At 39.8% G+C, this 23,733-nt stretch carries 27 protein-coding genes and 2 riboswitches; of the genes, 20 read left to right on the forward strand and 7 right to left on the reverse strand.

The window, feature by feature from the left end; genetic code table 11:
- The first annotated feature begins 27 nt into the window (after positions 1 to 27).
- From KVT11_RS02445 to KVT11_RS02460, 4 genes are all read left to right on the forward strand, one after another.
- Positions 28 to 546, forward strand: coding sequence for a PepSY domain-containing protein (locus KVT11_RS02445; protein WP_008346169.1), 519 nt, complete (start codon positions 28 to 30; stop codon positions 544 to 546).
- A gap of 174 nt (positions 547 to 720) precedes the next feature.
- Complete coding sequence (locus tag KVT11_RS02450; protein ID WP_008346168.1) at positions 721 to 864, forward strand: hypothetical protein; 144 nt, start codon at positions 721 to 723, stop codon at positions 862 to 864.
- A gap of 131 nt (positions 865 to 995) precedes the next feature.
- A riboswitch (M-box (ykoK) riboswitch) is annotated at positions 996 to 1,159 on the forward strand.
- A gap of 207 nt (positions 1,160 to 1,366) precedes the next feature.
- Positions 1,367 to 2,725 carry a magnesium transporter gene (gene mgtE / locus KVT11_RS02455; protein WP_007498785.1) on the forward strand — a complete coding sequence of 453 codons (1,359 nt, stop codon included), beginning with the start codon at positions 1,367 to 1,369 and terminating at the stop codon, positions 2,723 to 2,725.
- Between the two features lie 101 nt (positions 2,726 to 2,826).
- On the forward strand, positions 2,827 to 3,225 hold the full coding sequence (locus tag KVT11_RS02460; protein ID WP_017367106.1) for a hypothetical protein: 399 nt from the start codon (positions 2,827 to 2,829) through the stop codon (positions 3,223 to 3,225).
- Between the two features lie 130 nt (positions 3,226 to 3,355).
- On the opposite strand, the gene KVT11_RS02465 is transcribed toward KVT11_RS02460, so the two are convergent.
- Complete coding sequence (locus tag KVT11_RS02465; protein WP_019743439.1) at positions 3,356 to 4,219, reverse strand: LysR family transcriptional regulator; 864 nt, start codon at positions 4,217 to 4,219, stop codon at positions 3,356 to 3,358.
- 205 nt (positions 4,220 to 4,424) lie between these two features.
- Here KVT11_RS02465 and KVT11_RS02470 point away from each other — a divergent pair, with 205 nt between their 5' ends.
- Positions 4,425 to 4,787 carry a cupin domain-containing protein gene (locus KVT11_RS02470; protein ID WP_079919273.1) on the forward strand — a complete coding sequence of 121 codons (363 nt, stop codon included), beginning with the start codon at positions 4,425 to 4,427 and terminating at the stop codon, positions 4,785 to 4,787.
- Positions 4,788 to 5,019: 232 nt separating this feature from the next.
- Here the strand turns inward: KVT11_RS02470 and KVT11_RS02475 are convergent, their stop codons facing one another.
- Positions 5,020 to 5,349, reverse strand: a complete 330-nt coding sequence (locus tag KVT11_RS02475) for a MerR family transcriptional regulator (RefSeq protein ID WP_007498778.1) — start codon at positions 5,347 to 5,349, stop codon at positions 5,020 to 5,022.
- Between the two features lie 192 nt (positions 5,350 to 5,541).
- On the opposite strand from KVT11_RS02475, the gene KVT11_RS02480 reads away from it, so the two are divergent.
- From KVT11_RS02480 to KVT11_RS02490, 3 genes are all read left to right on the forward strand, one after another.
- Positions 5,542 to 5,697, forward strand: a complete 156-nt coding sequence (locus tag KVT11_RS02480; protein ID WP_089374149.1) for a hypothetical protein — start codon at positions 5,542 to 5,544, stop codon at positions 5,695 to 5,697.
- 38 nt (positions 5,698 to 5,735) lie between these two features.
- Positions 5,736 to 5,900, forward strand: coding sequence for a hypothetical protein (locus KVT11_RS02485; protein ID WP_008346148.1), 165 nt, complete (start codon positions 5,736 to 5,738; stop codon positions 5,898 to 5,900).
- A 357-nt stretch (positions 5,901 to 6,257) separates the two neighbouring features.
- The gene (locus KVT11_RS02490; RefSeq protein ID WP_088004396.1) at positions 6,258 to 6,722 is read left to right on the forward strand and encodes a MarR family winged helix-turn-helix transcriptional regulator; all 465 of its coding nucleotides are present in this window, start codon (positions 6,258 to 6,260) and stop codon (positions 6,720 to 6,722) included.
- A 234-nt stretch (positions 6,723 to 6,956) separates the two neighbouring features.
- Here KVT11_RS02490 and KVT11_RS02495 read toward each other — a convergent pair whose 3' ends face one another.
- A complete protein-coding gene (locus tag KVT11_RS02495; protein ID WP_116306777.1) occupies positions 6,957 to 9,380 on the reverse strand; it encodes a bifunctional diguanylate cyclase/phosphodiesterase in 2,424 nt (807 codons plus the stop codon).
- Positions 9,381 to 9,628: 248 nt separating this feature from the next.
- Between KVT11_RS02495 and KVT11_RS02500 the strand changes: the two genes are divergently transcribed.
- The 4 genes from KVT11_RS02500 (at position 9,629) to KVT11_RS02515 (ending at position 13,477) form a co-directional block, all read left to right on the forward strand.
- On the forward strand, positions 9,629 to 10,243 hold the full coding sequence (locus KVT11_RS02500) for a DedA family protein (protein ID WP_116306779.1): 615 nt from the start codon (positions 9,629 to 9,631) through the stop codon (positions 10,241 to 10,243).
- Positions 10,244 to 10,321: 78 nt separating this feature from the next.
- Positions 10,322 to 10,492, forward strand: a riboswitch (yybP-ykoY riboswitch).
- A 32-nt stretch (positions 10,493 to 10,524) separates the two neighbouring features.
- On the forward strand, positions 10,525 to 11,316 hold the full coding sequence (locus KVT11_RS02505) for a TerC family protein (protein ID WP_017359112.1): 792 nt from the start codon (positions 10,525 to 10,527) through the stop codon (positions 11,314 to 11,316).
- Between the two features lie 215 nt (positions 11,317 to 11,531).
- Entirely contained in the window at positions 11,532 to 12,287 is a 756-nt protein-coding gene (sigI, locus tag KVT11_RS02510) for an RNA polymerase sigma factor SigI (RefSeq protein ID WP_008346139.1), read from the forward strand.
- Positions 12,284 to 13,477, forward strand: coding sequence for an anti-sigma-I factor RsgI family protein (locus tag KVT11_RS02515; protein WP_116306781.1), 1,194 nt, complete (start codon positions 12,284 to 12,286; stop codon positions 13,475 to 13,477). Before sigI ends, KVT11_RS02515 begins: the two co-directional genes overlap by 4 nt.
- Before the next feature lie 39 nt (positions 13,478 to 13,516).
- Here KVT11_RS02515 and KVT11_RS02520 read toward each other — a convergent pair whose 3' ends face one another.
- Both KVT11_RS02520 and KVT11_RS02525 read right to left on the reverse strand, forming a co-directional pair.
- Positions 13,517 to 13,711 (reverse strand): alpha/beta-type small acid-soluble spore protein, encoded by a 195-nt coding sequence (locus KVT11_RS02520; protein WP_008346135.1) that lies wholly within the window; start codon positions 13,709 to 13,711, stop codon positions 13,517 to 13,519.
- Between the two features lie 124 nt (positions 13,712 to 13,835).
- Positions 13,836 to 14,552: a DUF1836 domain-containing protein gene (locus KVT11_RS02525; RefSeq protein ID WP_046343373.1), complete on the reverse strand. Its 717-nt coding sequence runs from the start codon at positions 14,550 to 14,552 to the stop codon at positions 13,836 to 13,838.
- Positions 14,553 to 14,831: 279 nt separating this feature from the next.
- Here KVT11_RS02525 and htpX point away from each other — a divergent pair, with 279 nt between their 5' ends.
- The 5 genes from htpX to KVT11_RS02550 all read left to right on the forward strand — a co-directional run bounded on the left by htpX (position 14,832) and on the right by KVT11_RS02550 (position 18,382).
- A complete protein-coding gene (gene htpX / locus KVT11_RS02530) occupies positions 14,832 to 15,731 on the forward strand; it encodes a protease HtpX (RefSeq protein ID WP_007498762.1) in 900 nt (299 codons plus the stop codon).
- A 143-nt stretch (positions 15,732 to 15,874) separates the two neighbouring features.
- On the forward strand, positions 15,875 to 17,221 hold the full coding sequence (locus KVT11_RS02535; RefSeq protein ID WP_007498761.1) for a TrkH family potassium uptake protein: 1,347 nt from the start codon (positions 15,875 to 15,877) through the stop codon (positions 17,219 to 17,221).
- A gap of 297 nt (positions 17,222 to 17,518) precedes the next feature.
- Positions 17,519 to 18,046: a DUF421 domain-containing protein gene (locus KVT11_RS02540; RefSeq protein ID WP_017359458.1), complete on the forward strand. Its 528-nt coding sequence runs from the start codon at positions 17,519 to 17,521 to the stop codon at positions 18,044 to 18,046.
- Positions 18,043 to 18,207 carry a hypothetical protein gene (locus KVT11_RS02545; RefSeq protein ID WP_008346124.1) on the forward strand — a complete coding sequence of 55 codons (165 nt, stop codon included), beginning with the start codon at positions 18,043 to 18,045 and terminating at the stop codon, positions 18,205 to 18,207. Before KVT11_RS02540 ends, KVT11_RS02545 begins: the two co-directional genes overlap by 4 nt.
- Positions 18,200 to 18,382 carry a hypothetical protein gene (locus tag KVT11_RS02550; RefSeq protein ID WP_108611588.1) on the forward strand — a complete coding sequence of 61 codons (183 nt, stop codon included), beginning with the start codon at positions 18,200 to 18,202 and terminating at the stop codon, positions 18,380 to 18,382. Before KVT11_RS02545 ends, KVT11_RS02550 begins: the two co-directional genes overlap by 8 nt.
- A gap of 35 nt (positions 18,383 to 18,417) precedes the next feature.
- On the opposite strand, the gene KVT11_RS02555 is transcribed toward KVT11_RS02550, so the two are convergent.
- Positions 18,418 to 19,437, reverse strand: a complete 1,020-nt coding sequence (locus tag KVT11_RS02555) for an acyltransferase family protein (protein WP_017367116.1) — start codon at positions 19,435 to 19,437, stop codon at positions 18,418 to 18,420.
- 293 nt (positions 19,438 to 19,730) lie between these two features.
- Between KVT11_RS02555 and KVT11_RS02560 the strand changes: the two genes are divergently transcribed.
- From KVT11_RS02560 to KVT11_RS21245, 3 genes are all read left to right on the forward strand, one after another.
- Positions 19,731 to 21,926 carry a PAS domain-containing sensor histidine kinase gene (locus KVT11_RS02560; RefSeq protein WP_024719640.1) on the forward strand — a complete coding sequence of 732 codons (2,196 nt, stop codon included), beginning with the start codon at positions 19,731 to 19,733 and terminating at the stop codon, positions 21,924 to 21,926.
- Between the two features lies 1 nt (position 21,927).
- Complete coding sequence (locus KVT11_RS02565; RefSeq protein WP_081114183.1) at positions 21,928 to 22,419, forward strand: methylated-DNA--[protein]-cysteine S-methyltransferase; 492 nt, start codon at positions 21,928 to 21,930, stop codon at positions 22,417 to 22,419.
- An 89-nt stretch (positions 22,420 to 22,508) separates the two neighbouring features.
- Complete coding sequence (locus KVT11_RS21245) at positions 22,509 to 22,643, forward strand: hypothetical protein (protein WP_017359454.1); 135 nt, start codon at positions 22,509 to 22,511, stop codon at positions 22,641 to 22,643.
- A 24-nt stretch (positions 22,644 to 22,667) separates the two neighbouring features.
- Here the strand turns inward: KVT11_RS21245 and mtnA are convergent, their stop codons facing one another.
- Positions 22,668 to 23,729 (reverse strand): S-methyl-5-thioribose-1-phosphate isomerase, encoded by a 1,062-nt coding sequence (gene mtnA / locus KVT11_RS02570; protein WP_048002458.1) that lies wholly within the window; start codon positions 23,727 to 23,729, stop codon positions 22,668 to 22,670.
- Positions 23,730 to 23,733 lie beyond the last annotated feature (4 nt).

Genomic DNA, 23,733 nt, shown 5'->3' on the forward strand with positions numbered 1-23,733 from the left:
AGAAATCAAACAGAGGAGGAATTAAGCATGATAAAAAAAGTACTAGTCGCTACAGCATTCACAGGAGCACTTGTCGCAGGTGGTTTCACCCTTCAAGCGCAAAATACAAATCAAACGGCAAATGCCGAACAAGTGGTGCAAAAGAAATCTTCATTTGTCTCAAAGAAACAGGCTGAAAAAGCAGCATTAAAAGTTGTGAAAGGCTATGTAGATGATGTAGATCTTGAGCGTAAAAAAGGAAAATGGGTATATGAGGTCGAGATTAAAAAAGGCGGCTTTGAATATAAAGTATATGTCGATGCCAAAACAGGCAAAGCGCTCAATGATCCAGTCAAAGAAAAGAAACAAAATGTAAAAATCACCAAAAAACAGGCTGAACAAATTGCCCTTGCAAAAGTAAAAGGAACAGTCACAGATTCAGAATTAGATAAAGAAAATGGTGTGTACTTGTATGAAATCGAAATTACGACACCAAGCGGCGAAGAAGTTGATTTTGAGATTTCCGCTAAAACAGGCAAAATCCTCAAGCAAGAATGGGACGATTAAGCCATAAACGAACCTTTGAGCGGGATAGAAAACCTTTGCAGCCCTAGGAAGGACGAGTACTGGTGCGGAGCGAATTTGACATTCGTGAGCACCAGCACGCACACGCTGAACCTTACACTTTTATGTGTAAGGTTTTTTCATTGGGACAAACTACTTGAAAGGAGGCGAGAGAATATGATGAAGAAAAAAGAAGAAGAACAGACGATGGATCGTGCGGAATATGTTCCCCATCCTGATGGAGAAGGATATGCTTTGTTTTTGCATGATTCCTTTCATCTCCTCTCCCAAGAGGATATGAATCAGCCGGAAGAAGAATAAAAGACATGAAAGGGCGATGGTCAACTTGTCGATCGCTCTTTTTTTGAAAAGAAAGCGAATACATCAGGAAACTTGGCATCTTGCTTATTGACATCATTGCGCTTTTTCTGTAATCTCAGTGTGTCAACAATATGAGACTTCGTTAGGTGAGGCTCCTGTATGGAGATACGCTGCTGCCCAAAAATGTCCAAAGACGCCAATGGGTCAACAGGAATCATCGACATAAGGTGATTTTTAATGCAGCTGGATGAATCCTATGCCATACAGTGCTAAAGCTCTACGATTGAAGGAGCAAGTGTTTATTTGTCATGCTTACAAAGCGCCTTCATTCGGTTGAAGGTGCTTTTTTATGAGAAAAGGAGGTGTGGGGATGGATCATCCCGATTCGAGACACATAGAGAGTATGTCAAAAGATCAGATTGACGCATCAGATAGAGGAGATCCTGACCCCCGCACAATCTAAGGGATTCGGGTATCTCCTGATTTTGGGGAGGTAACAGCGATGATACAGAACATTACGTACGATGAACTCATTTTACGCATCATTATTTTACTAAGAGATGGAAAACGTAAAGAATTTAAAAACATTATGGAAGAACTTCAGCCTTATGATATGGCCTACTTATTCAAGGAGCTTCCAGAAAAACACCGCGGCCGCTTTCTCAGCTTTTTAACAGTCGATGACGTGACGGAAATGATGGGTGAACTGGAGCGGGAATATCAAGAGATTGTTCTTGAAAAAGTAGGGAAAGACAAAGCCACCTTCGTCACAAACAAAATGGATAACGATGATCTAGCCAACTTGTTTGATGAGATGGAGGATGAGCTGAAGGATCAGCTTTTATCTAACATGGAAGCAGAGGAATCCAAGGCCGTCCAGCTTCTCATGAATTATCCTGCTGAGACAGCAGGTCGGATCATGACCAATCGGTACGTTTGGATTCCGCAGCATTATACGGTTCAGGATGCCGTGGTGAAGCTGAAAAGCTTTGCTGAAATTGCCGAATCGATCAACTACTTATATGTCATAAATGATCAAAAACAGCTTGTAGGGGTACTCTCATACAGGGATCTTATTTTAGGTGAGCCAGATGAAAAAGTGCAGGATCTTATGTTTACAAGAGTCATTGCCGTTGGTGCCTTTCAAGACCAGGAAGAAATCGCAAAGCTCATTGAACGATATGATTTCCTTGCCATCCCTGTTGTAGAAGAGAACAATGTCCTAGTCGGAATTGTGACAGTCGATGATATCATTGATGTTGTGATTCAAGAGGCAGGAGAAGACTATGAAAAGTTTGCTGCCTCTGGTAAAGATATCACGTTCGACACACCGGCATTTGTGGCGGCATACCGTCGTCTTCCGTGGCTTATTTTACTCTTATTCATTGGGCTGATTTCAGGCAGTATCTTGAATTATTTTGAAGATACTTTGCAACAAGTCGTTGCTTTAGCGTTCTTCATGCCGATGATTGCAGGTATGACAGGGAATACAGGGACACAGTCTCTAGCGGTTGTCATTAGAGGATTGTCAAAAGAAGAATTAACGAAAAAAACCATTATGCGCTTGATTTTCAGAGAGCTGAGAACAAGTATTTATATTGGGATTGTTTGTTCAATCATTATTACGGTCGTTGCCATGGTATGGCAGGGCAATATGATTTTAGGTTTTGTTGTTGGTTCCTCGCTTCTTGCAACACTGATTATTGGGACAATGGCAGGTACGGTCGTGCCGATTATTTTACACAGATTAAACGTGGACCCAGCCATTGCATCTGGACCACTGATCACAACATTGAATGATATTTTATCCTTACTCATCTATTTTGGAATTGCAACAGCATTTCTTCATACACTGATGTAGTCAAAAGACTGTAAAATGTAACGTTTTACAGTCTTTTTTGAATAAAGATTGCATATAGCGCTTCCATCCTTTACATTTTAAGGAGAAGGTGGGAGAGAAAAATGAAGAAGTTTTTATTCATTTTCATGTGCATTGTTTTGCTAAGTGCATGTTCAAGAGAAGACGAGGGGAAAGACAGAAGACTGGTGGCATCAGAGCATATGCTTGAAGCGATAACTGAAGGAAATAAACGAAAAATGGACAATGTCTATGTCGAAGGCGCAGTCCCAAGCCCAAATGACATTCTTAAATCGAAAAAGGAATGGGGAATTGAGACGCTTTCTTATGAAGATTTTCAAATGGAAGAAGCCAGCATCCACGTCTTTCATGCAAATTATAAAGATGCAAACACTGGAGAAAAAAAGGCGCTTGCCTTTCGGGTGAAAGAAGATCCTGAAAAAGGCGGCGTACGAATTGACTTTGTAGGGGTTGTTGAAGGAACTGACGCTTCATCTAAATAAAAAGAATCGTTCATATGCTTTATGATCAGTCAGGCATAAGAAGGATAGAAGAGCTGAAAGAATGTCGCTCTATCTATCCTCTTTTTTTATCACACATGATCTTATTTATGAAACAATGATCTGTCTCAGATCACTTATTCGTGATGCCCATTAACTCCATAAATTGTGACAGGGCACTGGTCATGTACGAATCACGTCGCCTGATCAACACAGTGGGCACGATTCGATGTGGTTCTGGTAATGGATGACAGGTAAATTTGCCTTGTCCCCGAGATTCAACCATAGATTTTGGTAATACGGTCACTCCCAGCCCGCTTTCAACACATTTAAGGACGCCCTCTAACGTACCATATTCCATGACCTTCATAGGAGGATAGCCGTTGTTCTCTAGCCACTTTTGCCATCGTCCTAAATAAATACAATGGGCGAATGACGAGAGCAACGGCTCATGTAAAATAGATTCTACCTGGAATTGCTCCGTGGAGTAGCTTGTAATGAGAACGAGGGATTCTTCCAATACAGGATACTCGATGATTTCTGGATGAAGAATTGGCCCATCTACCAAGGCGCCGTCTACTTTGTAGTTGAGGATAGCGCTAACTTGATCGACTGTAGGTGCCATATACAAGCTCAATTCTACTTGTGGAAATTTTTTGTGATATTCTGTGAAAATGCTGGGCAATCTTGTAGATGCGGTGGACTCTATAGATCCAATGTGTAAAGATCCCCGCGGAGTAGAGGAAAGCTTTACTGCTTCTATCGCTTCTTCGTAATCGTATAGTAATTTATTTACATAGGGAAGCAATTCACGTCCTGCAGGCGTTAAAGATATTTTCTTATGATATCGATAGAGAAGAGGTACACCTAACTCTTGTTCAAGACGTTGGATTCTTGCGGTGACATTGGACTGCACATAATTTAATTTTTGAGCAGCTTTTGTGATGCTTTGTTCAATGGCAACGGCTTTAAATACTTCCAAAGATTTAATATCCAAACTAACTCTCCTTTTTTGCATCACAAATTGAGATGATCTATATGCTATTTTTTGATTTTACGTGATCCAATGAAGTATGTAAACTGAATGATAGAAGAGGTTGATGCTCATTGCGTCCCTTTTATTTGATCGAGAGGAGAAAATGAGAATTTTTTAGCTGTGGCAATTAAAACAGACGTTTCCATTTAATAAGGAGGGGAATCGATTGATTTCAAAGGTAAATATCGAAGAAAAATTTTCGCAAATAAATGATTATTGGAATCCTAGAATAAGTGGAGAGTTGAACGACTCATACATGAAAATGGTGAAAATTAAGGGTGAATTCATTTGGCATCACCATGATGATGAGGATGAAATGTTCTTTGTGTGGAAAGGCAATCTAGTCATCCGTTTTAGGGATAGGGAAATAACGCTTCATGAAGGAGAATTTCTTGTGATTCCAAAAGGAGTTGAACATCAGCCAATTGCTGAAGAAGAAGTTCACTTGCTCTTAATTGAACCCAAAACGACGCTAAACACGGGGAATGTGCTCAATGAACGAACTGTTTCGATTCCTGAACAAATTTGAAAAACTAAATCGTTAAAGATCAAGCATCTTAGGTGATAAATAGTTGAATGGTTGTTTTAGCTAATAACGAGGCTGCAATTGCTGCCTCGTTTTGCTGTTTCAATGATTCATTGGCTTTCGTTGTCTGAAATAGACTCTTCTGCAAGAATCGGTCTTTGGGTAAGTTCGTGCTTTCATCGTTCCATATTCAGGTGCTAAGTCAATTTTGCCGAGTAAGCGATTTTTATTTAGTTCATCGATTCTTGTACCGGAAGTGCGCGTTAATTTGACCTTCCAGCATCTTTTTCTTATATTGTCCGCTTTTTAATGCCTGTTCTTTTTTCTTCATGTCTTTCAAAATCTCCGCTGTCTGCACACCATCTTCCCGTTTATTGGCGATATCCATTAAACGTTCTACATCAGAAAAAGAATATTTCCGTGTGCCTCTTGTTGAGCGCTGGGGATAGATGAGTTTACGTTCCTCATAATATCGGATTTGCCTGACGGAAAGTCCTGTTAATTCACTGACAATCCCGATTGAAATGACTTTTTTATCTTTATAAGATACATCTTCCTGCGTCATATCCTCACCCCTGCAAGTCTTTTCTTCATATTATATCCAACAGTCAGTAAAAAAACCTAACGTTTGTTAGATAATATAACACAAAAATGAATAAAGTGAAAAACAATGGAAGGAAAATTGACATATAAAGTGCAAATCATATCACGTGAACATATGATAAGAAAAAGAAAAAATAAGGAGGGGGCGCACTTGATGGAGAAAACACAGATCATCCGTATGGCAAAAGAAATCATCGCATTAGATGTGAAGAGGGATGAACTGCTGGAGCAGTTCATGCAGGTTGCGGGTCAGAATGCACATGCTCTTCTTAGAGCCGTACAAAATGATTTGTATAAAAAGTCCTCATAAGCACCCGATCCATATCCATTGATAGGAGGGGAGATGTCGTGCGGCGTATATTAAAAGAAGCTTTAGCGAAAGAAAGACATTATTATACGAAGCAGCTTTGCTCACTTGGGGTGTATAGCCCTGATATGACCAAGAACATGACAATTAGTGACTTAAAAAAAGAGTATCATTTCTTTTTCAACAAAACCGATCGCTATCTTTAACATCCCTTATCATGTGCACTGTCACATGAAGGGTTCTTTTTTTGTGTGTTTAATATTATAGCAATATTGAATTTTGTAGAAATTTGACGAATCAAATGTAAGAAAATATAGAGTCTTTACAGATTATGTTAAAATTTGTCGTAACATGATGGTTTGCTGGAAAAGCTTTTTTTCGAGATGATTGTGAAAAATAAGAAGGATTTTAAAAGTTTATATCGAAATCTTATACATAACACGAATGGAGTCACTTATGTGGTTGAAAGGGTTTTCAAAAACGTACTTCTATTTTTTACGAAAGGCTCCAACTGCACCGCAAGAAAGCCTTGAAGTTAAAAAAATATTATAAGAGGTAGATATGTGATGAGACTATCGTTTAATGAAGAAGAAGTAGAACGTTCAATGACGCTTTACAAAGTTTTTGCAAGGGCATTTAAAAGCGTTTCCGAACACAGTATTAGAGACAGCAAGGAGCATGGATTCAATCCAACTGAATTTGCCGTTCTCGAATTACTGTATACGAGAGGTGCTCAAAAACTTCAGCAAATCGGCTCAAGACTCCTGCTTGTCAGCGGGAATGTGACGTACGTAATTGACAAGTTAGAACGAAATGGTTTCATTGAAAGAGAACAGGACCCAAAGGATAAGCGGTCAGTTTATGCCCATTTAACGGATAAAGGGCGCAGTTATCTGGATAAAATTTATCCAATCCATTCTCTTCGAATTGCGCGGGCGTTTTCTGGTCTTTCGCGTGAAGAACAGGAGCAATTAATTAGTCTGCTGAAAAAAGCAGGTATTCACAGTCAGCATTTGTTATTTAGATAAAACGAAAAGGTGCCATGGTTGGCACCTTTTAGATTGTTGACAAAGGGCTAAAATGAAATTGATTTTAGCCCTTTGTCTTCTTTTCAGCCCAGCGTGATAGAAAACCTTTGCAGTCTAGGAAGGACGAGTACTGGCGCGGAGCGAATTTGTCATTCGTGAGCACCAGCACGCAGGACTGACAAAGAATGCGAGGGTTTGTCTACACGCTGAAAGGTGCCATGGTTGGCACCTTTTTTATGTATCCAGCTGATGAGCAGGATAGGCGATAAATTTTTCAATATCACTAGCTGGAAGTGGCTTGGCATAATAAAAGCCTTGTAGATCGTCACAGCCCTGCGCAGATAAAAGTTGTGCTTGTGCAAAAGTTTCAACACCTTCAGCAATGACTTCTAGAGATAGCTGGTGCCCCATTGCAATAATAGCCCCTGTGATTTGCTCAGACTTTGAATCACTCAAAATATCCTCGATAAATGATTTATCAATTTTCAGACGGTGAATCGGCAAATCCTTCAAATAGCTTAAAGAGCTGTGGCCTGTACCAAAATCATCAATACTAATGCGGACGCCAAGTTGTTTTAAAGACGTCAGTACTTGTTTTGACTGCTTGATGTTGTCCATTGTCATGCTTTCTGTCACTTCAAGCTCAAGAAGTGATGGTTGAAGGTCGTATTTTTTTAGCGTTAGTTTGATCAAATCAATTAAGTCTTCAGAGTTAAACTGCTTAGCAGATAAATTGACTGCTACAGGGATTTTCAATTGCTTGTCATACCACAATTTTGCCTGCTTACATGCCGTGTCAATGACCCACCTTCCAATATCGATGATCAGGCCGGATTCTTCAGCAAGTTCAATGAAAGCCTCGGGTGATTTTAGAGAACCGTCTGGTGCTTTCATTCTTAAAAGGGCTTCAACACCTGTCATCTGTCTTGTTTTGGCGCTGATTTGCGGCTGATAATGAAGCACAAACTGCTTTCTTTGAATGGCATCTCGTAGCTCCAGTTCGCGATTAAGTCTGTCCTCACTCAATCTCTCCATAGATTCAGTAAAGAATTCATAGCGGCTTTGTTTATGTTTCTTTGATAAGTACATGGCCATATCTGCTTTTCTCATCAATTCCATGCCATTCTTTCCGTTTTGCGGAGAGATGGCGATTCCAATACTAATGGATGTAATGAGCTGATGGTTTTGAATGAAAAAAGGTCGTTCAAATTGGCGAATGATGTTTTTCGAAAGCTGTTCAATTTTATGTGTACCATGCTCCAGGTGAGGAAAGATCATTAAAAATTCATCCCCGCCAATTCTTGCAATAAAGCCATTGTCAGGCAAACATTTGGTTAATCTGTTTGCGGCGGCTTTCAACAGCAGATCGCCTATGTTATGACCAAGGGCATCATTAATAATTTTAAACCGATTTAAATCAAGAAAAAGAACTGCCGTTGACGTTTTTGTCTCTTCTTGAGCGGATAAAACATCATTTAAATGATTAATTCCATGACGACGGTTGGGCAGTTCAGTTAGTGCATCATAATGTGCCATCACATGAATTTCTTTTTCAGCAATCTTCTGCTGGGTTAAATCCTTTAAAACGAGATAAATGCTGTCAAGTGTATGGTTGACGTGTACGGGTATGTATGTAACATGATAATAATAAAAACGATCTGCTGCTTTCAGTTCTGCTTCACGCGTAATTGCTTTTTTTGATTGATCAATAAAGTCTTCCCACATCTCAGTCGGCATGACGTATTGACTCACATCATCACCAATCCAGGAATTGCACATTTTCAAAATGTGTTTGCCTGGGTCATTCGCAGATATCACTTTTCGATCAACAGATAACACGATAATCCCATCTATATTATGTTTGATCAGTGATTGGAACCGCTGTTCATTTTCTTTTAGCTGATCGGATTGTGACATAATCCGGTGATCAATATAGGCGCCGAAAATCATAAGTGATTGGACGATAAGCGTCATCAGGCCGATGAAAATGGACAGGCTAAATGGTGACATTTCAAGAGAACCACCCGCAGCGGCATGACCATCTGAATGAAAAAACATCGTCGAAGACGCCATGCCAGTGTAATGCATGCCCGCAACAGCACCGCCCATCATCAGTGCACCCGCTATTTTTAACAGCTGATCCTCCCGCCTTTTCTCAGAGCGATGGAGCCGGAAAAAAAGGTGTAATGAAAAGAATGAAGCGAGCGCACCAATAAAAAACGAAAGAAAAAAGAGAACAGGGTCATAGCTGATGGTGACATTCGCCATTGATTCCAATCCGAGGTAGTGCATGCTGCAAATAGCTGAGCCCATCGTGATCGAACTAATCAAAAGTCGTCTTGTAGAAAGTTGCTGCTGAATACATATTGAAAATGCAATGAAAGAACCGATAAAAGAGGCCAAAATCGATAAAATGAGTAAGGGTGTTTCATATGTGATACCAGAGCGTAGATGAAACGCCATCATGCCAATAAAATGCATTGACCATATTCCCATCCCCATGATCATCGCACCAATGATCAACCATACTCTTTTCTTTGCGCCGCTCGACTGGATCACCCGGCTGGCTAATTGAAGAGCTGAGTAGGAGGCGACAGCGGCGACAGCGACTGACAGAAAGACAAGCCATCCGTTGTAGCTTCCTGTTAAATGTGTCATGTAAGAAAACCTCCTGTATCTAAAAACAGACATATACTTAATATATCGGATCAAGTGGCGCCTGTGTTCACTTTTCCTTTACTTAAAAAGGGCATTTAGCATTTTTTTTGAACATTTTTTATAGTAAAATCAAATTTAATGTAAAAAAACGAAGAAAAGTGAATCGTTTTTGGTTTTTTATTCGTTTAATAGGTGGCACGGTACGATTTGCAAGCATAGCCTGTCAAACTGATTATGTGTGAAAGGGATTGATAAACATCGAAGATTTTATTATTTCATTAGCTGATGCCTTTAAGAATTTGTCGTACTTCGGCATCTTTCTTGCATTATGCATTGAATTTGTTCCTGCTGAAGTGGTGTTGCCTCTTGCAGGTTACTGGGTTTCAAAAGGGGACATGGCCTTCATCGGTGTTGTGGCTGCCGGTTCTATTGGCGGTGTTGCAGGCCCCTTGACCTTGTACTGGTTAGGGCGTTATGGAGGGAGACCCTTTTTAAATAAATATGGGAAATATTTCTTTGTGAAACCTGAGTCACTTGATAAATCGGATGCCTTTTTTGAAAAACATGGCGGATTTGTTGCGTTTAGTGGCCGGTTTATTCCAGGGATCAGAACCCTTATTTCCATTCCGTGCGGGATTGCGAAGATGAATGTGTGGGTTTTTTGCCTGTATACGTTTTTGGCGATTACGCCAATTACATTTGTATATGTGTACCTAGGATTTGTCCTTGGGGAGAACTGGCAAGAGGTTGGAACCATTTTAGAACCATATGTATTGCCGATTGGAATTGGTATGCTCTTATTGTTTGTTCTCTACGTGTGGCTGAAACGAAGAAAAAGAAAAACAGAAACACCAACGGCTTAATCAATGGGTGGAGATAAAAAGTCACCTGTTGACAATCCGGGGTCTGTTGATTATGATATAAGTAATCTAAATATTCTTAATCCCACCAAAGGGGAGTAGCGTCCGGTTTTTACCGGAAACAAAGTCGTCATTACATGGAACCTCATTCCATCGGCTTTGTTGGCATGATTTACATATCACATGTCTAGCAAGACCTTTGCCATTACAGGCAAAGGTCTTTTTTGCATTCATAAGCCTTTGTCTGTTGTGGGACAATAGATAAAAAATAAGGAGGAATGATGATGGATGCAGCAATTATTTTAGAGTACGGGTGGGTTCTTCTCGTATTGATTGGGTTAGAAGGGATTTTAGCAGCTGATAATGCGCTGGTTATGGCTGTGATGGTCAAACACCTTCCTGAAAAACAAAGAAAAAAGGCATTGTTTTACGGACTTGCGGGAGCATTTGTCATGCGATTTGGTTCTCTTTTTCTTATTTCGTTTTTAGTAGATGTGTGGCAAGTTCAAGCCATTGGCGCAATTTATCTTCTATATATTTCGATTCACCATATTTTAAAATCGCACGTATTTAAGAAAAAGGAAGCAGACACAAACATGAAACAAAGCGGCTTTTGGGCAACCGTCGTGAAAGTTGAGCTTGCTGACATTGCATTTGCAGTAGATTCTATTTTAGCAGCTGTTGCATTAGCTGTGACTCTGCCAGCAACAAACCTTCCACAAATTGGCGGGCTTGATGGCGGTCAATTTATTGTCATTCTATTGGGCGGTATCATTGGTCTAGTGATCATGAGGTTTGCGGCGACTGTATTTGTGAAACTGCTTAAAACGAGACCAAGCCTAGAAACAGCGGCATTTGTCATTGTCGGATGGGTTGGCGTGAAGCTGACGCTCTATACACTTTCTCATCCAGCCATTGGGGTCGTGTCCTCTCATTTCATTCATTCAACATTATGGAAAATCATTTTCTGGACGGTCCTTCTCGCAATTGCAGCATTTGGTTGGTTTTTATCAAGTCCATCAAGAAAAGGCAGCCAGCAAAGCGAGGAAAAACAAGAGATGCGGCTGGAAGAGTAGGTTTTTTGAAAGAAATATCATTTCATTTTCATAACACGTATATTACAAAAAAGGGGGGGGTACCCCCTTATTTCTTTGCTTTTAAACGAAACGTTGTAAAGTAGATAGAGAAATACATGTCACAATTGAGTAACAGGAAATGAATTCCTCATTTCTTCCTTTGCGCTTCCCTCATAAATTAGCTATCATAAATGAGTAATATAGGGAGAACTGAGGTGAAACCATTGCTTAGCCTTTTGTTTAAAAAGGGAAAGAAAAAGCAAACATTAGAGCAGTCGGCAATCAACATCCAACAGGGTGATACCGAGCTGCAAAATGCATTAATAGAGCAATACAAACCATTTGTCGCTAAGACGGTTTCATCCGTTTGTAAACGATATATAGATGAAAAAGATGATGAATTTAGCGTAGGCTTAATTGCCTTTAATGAAGCGATAGAAAAATACTCTGCCGAAAAAGGCAACTCACTCCTTGCATTTGCGGAGTTAATTATTAAAAGAAAAGTAATCGACTATATTCGAAAAGAAGCAAGAAACGCGCCAACGGTTCAAATGGACCTTCAAGAAAGTGAGAATGGCGAATACTCGCAAAGCATGATTGAAGCAGAGCTTTCTGCAAATGAATATAGGCGTTTAATTGAACAAGAACATAGAAGAGAAGAGATTGAACATTTTAAAGAACGATTGAAAGTATATGGTCTTACGTTTCAAGAACTGCTTGAGCATTCACCAAAGCATGCGGATGCGAGACAAAATGCCATTAAAGTGGCCCATACACTCGTGAAGCACGATGAACTGAGAACCATTTTATTTCAGAAAAAACAATTGCCAGTCAAACAGCTGGAAAAGCTAGTGGAAGTCAGCCGCAAAACGATTGAGAGAAATAGAAAATATATTATTGCGATGGCGATCATTATGACAGGTGATTATGTGTATTTGAAAGATTACCTTAAAGGGGTGCTTAATTCATGAGAAGAGGCATTATAGTAGAGAAAAACAAAAAATATGTCACACTGCTGACCCCTGATGGACAATTTCTGCGGACAAAGTATGAACAGCAAGACTATGAAATCGGTCAAGAAGTGACGTTTCCGAATGAATCACGTCTCGAAAGAAAAAGAGCCGGTTTTTTTGACCTGCTTCGTTTACGTCCGTTAAATGCAGGAATTCTATCAATTGCAGCAATTATTGTCGTGATTTTCACTATGATGCCATCTTTCTCAAGTCAAAAAGCATATGCATATATGACGATTGACATTAACCCAAGCTTTGAGCTGAAACTCGATCACAATTATCAAGTGATCGGTGTCACTCCGCTGAATAAAGATGCGAAGCAAGTACTGGCCAGTATGAAAGATTTAGAAAAAAACGACATGACCAAAGTCGTGCAGGAAATCATCGATGATTGTGATAAAAAGGGATACGTGAACCACTCTAAAAGCATTTATATTTCAACTGTTTATGAAAACAAGCAGGATCATACATACAAAACAAACGTAAAAAGTAAAATCAGCACCATCTCGGGGGAATATCAAAAGCGCAATTATAAGCTAGAAACTGTGGAAGGTGACCTGGAAACAAGAGAAAAGGCACAAAAAGCAGGCATTTCAACAGGAACTTATATTAGAAATCAAGAAATGCAAGAAAACGAACAAGAGGACGTTAAAAAAGAAGATGAAGATCCAGCAGATGACGAGGCTGTCAAAGAAGAAGAGCCGAAAAATGCTGATGAAGATCAAAAAGACGAAGACAAAAAAGAAGACATCAAGACAGACGATAGCGATGAAATGCAGCCTGATAAAGAAGCTCCTGAAGGCGAAGACAAAGAGCAGAAGGAAGTTGAGAGGGAAGAGCAAGGAGCTGTTCAAAAGCCTCACCAAACAAGCCCTAATCTTGATAACAAAGAGAAAAAGGGAAAAGAAGAAAAGGATCGCTCTTTTGAAAAAGACAAAGAGCAAAAAAAAAATCACTCGACTGATCCAGATGAAAAAAAACATCCAAACGGCACATCACGTGGTGATACTAAAAAGCATGTAAAAAAAAACGACAGTGGTCAGAATCGTCCGTACGACGAACGTAACAGAGATGGCGTCAAACAAAAAGGAAAAAACACACCGCCCTCATACCGTGAAAACCGGGATGAGCCTACATATGAACAGTAAAAAAACGCCAGAATAGATCCGGCGTATTTCACCATGTCTTTATTTAGTTGAATGGCCCATTTGAGATTGCGCCTGCTGTACGAGTCTTTTTGTCATCTCGCCGCCAACAGAACCGTTTGAACGTGCGACTGTATCTGAACCGAGATTCACGCCAAATTCTTGAGCGATCTCGTATTTAAATTGATCTAAAGCTTGTTCTACTCCAGGAACAAGAAGTTGATTTCGATTTGCCATCACATATTCCTCCTTTCACCTCATGTTTGTTGCGCCTTCTTATTTTGAAAAAAACAGCCTGCAATTATGCTGGCAATTGCTGCACAAAAAAGCCGAGGTGATGAAGGTCACCTCGGGCTCAGTTTTAAGCCTTTTTCAGCTGAAGCGTATTCAACATCATTTCTTGCGCTGTGCTTTGCAAGTGAGAAGTGAAAACGGAGAACACGGTAGAACTGATAATGCCTTTAATCAAATGCCATTGCGGCTTCGTCAATTCTGTAAACTCTTCGTGGAGTTTGTCCGTCTGCTCTTCTGTCATTTCTCGTAAATTCGTTTCCTTTAATGGAAAATGTGTATGGTGATAAATAAAATCAAGGACGTGCGCATATGCTTCATAAAAACGGATGGGGCTGATAATATCATCCGTTCGATCTGTGATCGTATTAAATAAGGCAGATAAGATCGTACGAATAGAATCAAAATCAAATACTGATTTTAAATCCCGGACAATTAATAAAATAACGACTTGATCAATGGAGTACTTCTTGCCAAGCTCTGGATGGCCGATCATATCTTTAATATCGCGCTTGATCCAGTTTTGAATGGCTGTCGATTTAAGAGAAGTCAGTTCACACAAGTTGCCAAGCTCAACGATTTCGTTCGTTGAAAGCCCGTGCTCTGATTTTTGCTTCCGCCGTTCGAGTTTTTCAAAAAACGAAGGGATTCTTAATTCATCATATTCATGTTCCTTATCGCTTTTTACAGATAAATTCAAAAGCTGAAGCGGAGTCAGATCTCCCTCGCCTTTTAGAGAATACAGAAGTCTCGTCATGTCAATTCTCGTTAATTTAAAAGTCACCATGTTCCACCTCATTTTGTACGTCAAAAACGTGATTATTGATCTAATTCAACATCATAATCTCTTTTTAATGAAAATGCAAAATAAACTAAAATAGGACCGGTGCGTCACAATTTGTTCACTTGTTTGCGGATGCAAGTAGCGTAATCATTGAAATGACGAGGTTTTAGCCAGTATGATAAACATAGAAAACGATTCCTTTTTCCTTGCAATTTGAGACGTTTATTTTTATAATTTTATTAATAAGTTCAAATGAACTTAATATGACAGCGGAGGTTATGTATGGGTAAAAGAATATTTCTGTTTATATTAACGAACATTCTTGTTATCACTACGATTGGTATTGTCCTATCGGTTATTAGTGCAGCAACTGGTGTTGGTTCTTATATAGGAGCAGACGGAAGACTTAATATCCTTTATCTTCTTGTATTCAGTGCAGTTGTTGGTTTTGTAGGCTCGTTTATGTCACTAGCGATGTCTCGCTGGATGGCAAAAATGATGATGGGTGTGCGTGTGTTAAATCCAGAAAAGGATTCTTTAACATATGATGAGCAGCAGCTTGTTGACCGCGTTCACAGACTATCAAGAGCAGCAGGCCTTTCTAAAATGCCTGAGGTCGGTATTTACCAATCATCTGAAGTAAATGCATTTGCGACAGGTCCTTCTAAAAGAAGATCGCTTGTTGCCGTATCAACTGGATTGCTTCATGAAATGGATGATGCAGCAGTTGAAGGGGTTATCGCTCACGAAGTCGCTCACGTAGCGAACGGTGACATGGTTACAATGACGTTACTTCAAGGAATCGTCAACACGTTTGTTGTCTTCCTTTCAAGAATTGCGGCATGGATCGCAAGCCGTTTCGTTCCACGTGAAGAGCTTGTGCCGATTGTTCACTTTATCGCTGTGATCGTCTTCCAAATTATTTTCTCTATCTTAGGAAGCCTTGTCGTATTTGCTTACTCTAGACATCGCGAATTCCATGCAGACCGCGGCGGTGCGGACCTTGCAGGAAAAGATAAAATGATTCATGCGCTCCGTTCACTAGAGGCGTATACATCAAGAATTAAAGATGATGATCAAACAGCTGTTGCTACACTGAAAATCAGTGGTAAAAGAAAAGCTTCTCTTTTCTCAACACACCCTGATTTAAACGAAAGAATTAGAAGACTCGAAGCAAAATAAGAAAGATCAAAAGACATTCTGCGTAAGGATGTCTTTTTCTTTTTGATGAAAAAGTAAATAAAGCACAAAATACCTTTAAAATCTTCTCTCTTTTCATTAAAATGATAAAGTATTCGAAAAGAAAGATAAAAGAAGGAATAACCATGAATCCAATGAAAAAACTAATCGACCGGCTGTCGGCTTTTCAGCTGATTGCCCTTTATTATTTTCTTGCTGTGACCGTGTCGTTCATTCTACTCAGTCTGCCAGTGGCTCACCAAGAAGGAGTCAAATGGACATTTATTGATGCGCTATTTACAGCTGTGAGTGCTGTCAGTGTCACGGGTCTGACTGTTGTCGATACGTCACAAACATTTAGTGTGACCGGGATGTGGATCCTTGCATTTGTTTTGCAAATCGGTGGTATCGGCATTATGACACTTGGTACATTCGTCTGGCTGGTTATGCGAAAAAGGATCGGCATTAAAGAAAGAAAATTAATTATGGCAGACCAAAACCAGAGCAACTTATCAGGAATTGTAAAACTCATGAAGCAGGTCTTATATTTAATCTTGCTGATTGAGTTTGTAGGCGGTCTGATTTTAAGTATGTATTTTCTAAAGTATTACGATGTGCAAGGCGCTTTTTTACACGGATTTTTCTCTAGTATCAGTGCCACAACCAATGGAGGCTTTGATATTACAGGGAATTCGTTAATTCCTTATAAAGATGACTATTTCGTCCAATTTATCACGATGCTGCTCATCATTTTTGGCGCTATTGGTTTTCCGGTGCTTGTCGAAGTAAAGGATTATTTATTCAATCAAGACCGAAAACATGCATCGTTTTCATTGTTTACGAAAATTACAACAATCACGTTTGGCCTCCTTGTTGTCGTTGGGGCAATTGGGATTTATGCACTTGAAGCTCGGTTTACTTTTCTAGGGAAGAGCTGGCATGAAATCTTGTTTTATTCTTTGTTTCAATCAACAGCTACCAGAAGTGGCGGGCTTTCGACATTAGATATTACGCAATTGACAGAGCCGACACTGTTATTTTTATGTTTGCTGATGTTTATCGGGGCATCTCCAAGCTCGGTAGGGGGCGGAATTCGGACAACCACGTTTGCCCTTAATTTACTTGCTTTGTTTCATTTTGCGAGAGGAAATAAGTCCATTAAAATCTTTAAAAGAGAGCTTCATCAAGCGGACATTAATAAATCCCTCATGGTGACGATGATGGCCTTTATTTTAGTGTTTGGTGCTACGTTTCTGTTAACTTTATCAGACCATCATACACTTCTTGAAACTTTATTTGAAGTTTGTTCTGCCTTCGGAACAACAGGACTGTCGCTCGGAATTACGTCTGACTTGTCCGTATTTGGTAAGTGTATTATTATGGTCGTCATGTTTATAGGACGGATTGGAATTCCAAGCTTCTTGTATTTAATTGGCCGCCGGGAAAGTGAAGCGAATTATCATTATCCGAAAGAGCGTGTGATCATCGGCTAACCAGCATTCCTACTGAATACTGGTTTCAGCGTGTAGACCAAACCCTCGCATTCGTTGTCAAATCTGTGCTCCGGTGCTCACGAATGTCAAATTCGCTCCGCTCCGGTGCTCGACTTTCCTAGACTGCAAAGGTTTTCTATCACGCTGAAAAGAAGAAGAGCTAAAATAAAGATCATTTTAACTCTTTATCAACAATCAGACCAGCATTCCTACTGAATGCTGGTTTTTTATTTCCATTATATAACTGGCTAAATCACAAAGGATGTTCGCAATCTATAGGTAAGAGGTGAAAGAGACGTGCTGGATGTGTTATGGAAAGCAATTGTAATGCTGCTCGTTGGTACTTTGCTGCTGAGAATAGCAGGGCCTAAATCCATTAGTCAATTAACGGTTCAACAGACAGTCATCATGATTTCGATTGGATCGATTATTATCCAACCCTTTATTGAGCATAATTTACTTGAAACCATTTATGCGGCCGCCATTTTTATTGTGGCGCTTGTGATTATGGAAAAGCTGTCGATTCAATTTGATTTTTTTGAAAAATTGGTTTCAGGGAAGTCTGTGGTGATTTTAGAGGATGGAGAAATGCTTGATCACAAGCTGAAAAAAACGCGGCTGACAAGGGACCAATTCAAAATGCGCTTAAAGCAGCAGGGCATCACAGACATCAGCAGTCTCAAAAAAGCAACGCTAGAAGCGAATGGGCAAATTGGATATGAGTTAAAGCCTGAGGAAAAACCAGTGACAGTCAAACAAATGAAAGAGTTATTTGATCAATTGAGCGAAGAACTAAACATGTTAAAAAGGAATGATGACAAATGAAAAGAAAAACAGCAAAAAATGAAGCACTCACGAATAATATGACGCCTACAGAAAGCATGGCACACGATCAAGGACAAACACAATTTGACGAGCAATCAGAAGACCGCCAGGCGAACCGAAATTCTCATCAAGGGAAACAGGGGGGAGCATCTCGTGACTAAAAAGCATGTGAAAAGTAAAGATATGAAAGACCATAAAAAACCGATGAACCCCGATATGTTAGAAGAGGAATTTGGCAGCGAGCTAGGAGATATAAACAGCAGTAAATGGATTGATACTTTAATGAAGCCTAAAAAAAACGATGGATGTCACACTGAACAGAAAAACAAAAAATAAATAGAAAAAAAACGATCCTCACAGGATCGTTTTTCCTATTTAATATAACTGTTTTGTCTGCCAGTAATGGTTCGCATCAGACTGGTCATTTTGAGCTCGATGACTGGTTGTGCAACAGTTTTAACAAATGTACTAGATAGGGTAAAGGTTAAGAGGACCGTAAGTAGCAATAGAATCAATACACTTGCCGTATTTAGAGCCCAATCATCAAACCAAGTCGTTCTTAAAAGCTTAATCACAAAGCCATGAAGTAAATAGACATAAAGCGTTCTTGTGCCCCATTTGGTAAAGAAGAACCGGCGTGTTGGGACTAATGCAAAGAAACTAAAGGTAGCAGCAAATGCAAGTAAATACCATACCATTCGTTTCATAGCTGCAATGAGTCCTTCATCTCCAAGAGAAGCGTAAGACTGTGACCCAAATAAAAAGGAATAATCGAATTCATAAAAATAGCAAAACATGAACACGGCCATTAGTACAAGGAGTGCAGTCAGTTTCCCTTTGCTTGTTCGGATAAATTCAAAGTGCTGCTTTTTTAAATAAAAGCCAGCTAAAAACATCGGCAAAAAGACAAATGTACGAGATAGGCTGAGTGTATCGCTAATGCTGTCCACGTAACCGACAAGTAACGCCATCGATAAACTGACGATCATTGCCCAGTGGAATGGCAGTTTTGAAAAAGGAATGAGTAGTAAGTTCCAAAAGAATAAACTGATTAAAAACCATAAAGACCACTGCGGATCAATCGGATTTAAGTTAGAGATGCTTTGATCCTGTAAGAAATAATAATACACAGAATAGATGACCTGAAAAATCAAATATGGGATGATCAGCTTAACTGCGACTTTTTTCATAAAACCTGGTTTTCTAAAACCTTTGGCAAAGAAGCCAGACACCAATATAAAAGCGGGCATATGGAATGTATAAATAAATTTATATAAGTAGAGTATCCAGTCATTATCATGTATGAATGACCGTAACAAATGACCAAAAACAACTAGAAAAATCAGAAGAAATTTTGCATTATCAAAATAACTGTCTCTCGTTGACGTCATAACATCACCTTTCCTGCTTCTTTTCGAACATAAACGTTCTAAGTGCACTGTTCCCTCATTTGCCCCATTTTAAAATACAAATTGGCTCATTTCGCTATTTGATGTGAAATTGTAGAACGGTTGTAAAAGAAGCGTAAGAAAAGAGAATCGTTATACAATCGTGTCATCCAAATGAAACAAATGAAGCAAGCCTCGTGTAAAAAGTTCTCTTTTTTTATGAGTCGAATGAAGGAACAATGAAAATCTTGTAGAAATATTGTAGAGGAATGAGGCTGGAAAAGGAGTGTAAGAGAATGACTGAAACGCTCGATGGTGCGAAAAATATCAGAAAATTAGAAAAAGAGAACGAATATTTGCGAAATGAATTGATACAGCACAAAATGCTGTTAAATAAGACGTTAGATGCGATTTTTATATTTGATCAGCACCTCAACATTATCCAAGCCAATGAAGCGACATGCAGGCTTGTGCAAACACCGAAAGAAGACCTCCTCAATAAATCCGTTCTAGATTTCCTATACGGCATCCCGAAAAACAAAATTGACTGCTCGCTTGAGATTTTTTTTCGAAAAGGAACGTTAAAAAGAGAGATCTCCATTCAACTTGAAAATGGAGAGACAAAATATATTGAATTTGTGGCGGAGCACGACGTGGTGAATCAACAATATATTGTCGTCATGCGTGATATTTCTTCAAAGAAAATATTAGAGCGAGAACGTTCGATGAATGAGCAGCTGTTTAAAGATTTATTTGATCGAGCGATTGACGGTATGGTCATTTTTGATCAGGATGGTTGTATGATTGACGCCAATCACTCTTTTTGCCAGAGCTTTGAACTTCAAAAAACAGATTTAACAGACCGCTACTTAAATGAATTTGTTGAAGAAGAAAACCTTCCAGCGCTCCAGCAGCTCTTAACTTCATTGAAAGAAACAGGGAAAGCAAAGGGAGAACTTCCTGTTACCCTTCAATCTGGGCAGCACAAATTATTCGAACTGACCATCACATCCAATGTGATGAGCGGTTTTTACATGTCCATCATGCGTGATATTACAGAAAAAAGATTAATGGAAGAAAAGCTGCTAAAAAGTGAAGAACGTTTTAGAGAAATATTCGAAAATGCGATGGATGCCATCATCATTTGGGCGGATGATGGAGAAATTGTCAGGGCAAATGAATCAGCCTGCCGAATTTTTGAATTACCGATGCATCAGCTGATTGGCAAGAAACTCATGGATTTTCTAGTCAAATCTGATCGCAGATACCGGCCGACAAGAAGACGGTATATCAGGAATCTTGAAATCAGAGAAGAACTTCTCTTTAGAATGGCGAATGGCCAATTCAAAGAGCTTGAGTTCACCTCTAAGCATGCGGTATTAGAAGGACAGCACTTAACCATTCTACGGAATGTCAGTGACAGAAAGCGAATGGAAGAGGAGCTGCGAGAAAGTGAGCTCAAATTCCGTAAAGTATTTAATGGCTCTATGGATGGCATTGTTCTTTTCGATAATCAATACCGGATTATTGATGTGAATCCATCCGCAAGTGAACTGCTTGGCCTCAAAGATGATCACTTAACGGAAATGAATCTTTTTCATATCCTTGCGCCATATCAAATTGAAAATTTGGCGCAGCCAGCTCAGGCGATGTCATTAGATGAGATGGACAATGAAGTTCCATTTGTGCTGAACCATCCAGATCAACGTATTTTGGAGTTTTCTTTTAAACGAAATATTATTCATAACATGAATTTGGCCATCTTTAGAGATGTGACTGAACGCAAGGAATTAGAGGAGCGGGTAAGAAAATCGGATACGCTTCATGTTGTCGGAGAGCTTGCTGCTGGAATTGCCCATGAAATTAGAAATCCAATGACGGCTTTAAAAGGCTTCATTCAGCTGCTCAAAGGAAACATTGAAGGGGAGTATTCGCTCTATTTTAATGTCATCACATCAGAGCTAAAAAGAATCGAATCCATCATTACAGAATTTTTGATTTTAGCGAAACCGCAGGCCATCATCTATGAAGAAAAAAATGTCGTGCAAATTGTCAAAGACACGATGGACCTTCTTCACGCACAGGCCAATCTTGGCAATGTACAAATGCATTTAGATGTGCTGGATGATATTCCGCTCATCTACTGTGAACAAAATCAATTGAAGCAAGTTTTTATTAACATTTTGAAAAATGCGATTGAAGTAATGCCTCAGAAAGGAAATGTATACGTGAGCATTCAAAGGAAGGGGGAGGAGCACATTGTGATTTCTCTTCGTGATGAAGGCTGCGGCATGACAGAGGATAAACTAAAGCGTCTCGGAGAACCATTTTATACAACAAAAGAAAGAGGCACTGGACTTGGGTTAATGGTTAGTTATAAAATTATTGAAGAGCATCAAGGAACCATTGAAGTAGAGAGTGAAGAAGGGGTCGGAACAGTGTTCCATCTCACGCTTCCACTCCGGCAGCAGAAACAAGAAGGGGAGCTTTAATGTGTATTATACAGTCTATACCGCACCAATCGGGGCATTATACATACTAGAGAAAGATGGTGCCATCATTGAAGTGAAGTTTGATGATGAATCGTTTTTGGTCAAAGAGCAGAGAGACCGTTTTAAACAAGAAGACACGCCTGTATTAAAAGAAGCGAAAAAACAGCTGGATGAATATTTTAAGGGCGATCGGAAAGTGTTCGATCTCCCGCTCAAGCAAGCAGGTTCTCCGTTTCAAGAGCAAGTGTGGGAGGCACTTTCTACTATTCCGTATGGTGAATCAAAAAGCTATGCTGATATTGCAGAAGCGATCGGCAATCCAAAGGCTGTCAGAGCCATTGGACAGGCTAATAGACGCAATGCATTGCCTATTTTTATCCCGTGTCACCGGGTCATTGGAAAAGACATGACTCTGACTGGTTATGCAGGGACGAAGACAGGGATGAAAGCGATCTTGTTAGAATTAGAAGGCATCCCATTTGTTCAAAAATAAATGAATTGACCTGTTCCAAATGTTTAGTGAGCGACATATCCTTTTATTAAGCTAAAAAAGTTGGTCTAGGGAAAAAGGAGGCTGCTAACATGTTATGGGGCAAAAAAGATAAAATGTACGCTGTCACATCACTATGTGTCAAAATGAACGTGTTGACAGAAGAACAGAAAAAAGAAATATTAGCAAAAACGAACGAAACAAAAAAGCGCGGTGCTCTTAAATGATAAGAACTCCGCGCTTTTGTTTGATTAAAGTGACACGCTTTCGGTGAATAGTGCATCAATCTCTTCTGTATAGTTGGAAGTGATAATGCCTTTTTCTGTAATGATTCCGGAAATGAGGTGATGAGGAGTGACATCAAAGGCAGGGTTAAATACCTGCACGTCAGGAGGCGCAATTTGGATGCCGTTTAATTCCTTTACTTCCTGCGGGTCGCGTTCTTCAATCGGAATATCTGACCCATCCTGAGTTGACACATCAAAGGTCGAAAGAGGCGCAGCCACAAAAAATGGAATTTGAAAGTGTTTAGCTAAAATAGCCAGACTTAACGTTCCAATTTTATTTGCTGTATCACCGTTTCTAGCGATTCGATCTGCACCAACAATAACGGCAGAAATTTGTTTTTCTTTCATCGTATGGGCTGCCATATTATCCGTGATAAGCGTCACATCTACGCCGCCCTGCATCAATTCCCATGTCGTCAGACGAGCGCCTTGAAGGACAGGACGTGTTTCACATGCGTAAATGTGAAGATCGAGGTTTTTCTTTTTCGCTAAATAAAAGGGTGCAAGCGCTGTTCCGTACCGGCTTGTGGCAATGGAGCCTGCGTTGCAAATGGTCATAATTCGATCACCAGATTTAAAGAGCTGAAGAGCATTTTGGCCGATTTGCCGGCATGTTTCTTCATCTTCGATTTGAATTTGTATGGCTTCATGGACAAGATCAGTTTTGGCTGCATTCACCGAAGCAGCACGCTGAGTGCGCTGATAAAGCCGGTCTAATGCCCAGGCAAGATTCACAGCGGTTGGACGAGCACTGTTTAAATATTCTTTCAGGCGAGCGACTTCTCGCTTAAAGAGATCAATGTCTTCTGTATCAATCTCTTGTGCACTGAGTGCGAGCCCAAAAGCCGCTGTAATGCCAATAGCAGGTGCTCCGCGCACTTTTAGCGTCACAATGGCATCATACACATCTTCTTTTGTATATAAATGCTCAAACACGGTTTCAGCGGGTAATTTTTGCTGATTCAAAATGTTGATACGGTTTTCTTCCCATTCGACGGAACGGGGAACTTCAAATTCTTTAGACAAAACT

The sequence above is a fragment of the Bacillus sp. GbtcB10 genome (assembly GCF_019091365.1).
GTDB lineage: Bacteria > Bacillota > Bacilli > Bacillales > Bacillaceae > Bacillus > Bacillus altitudinis.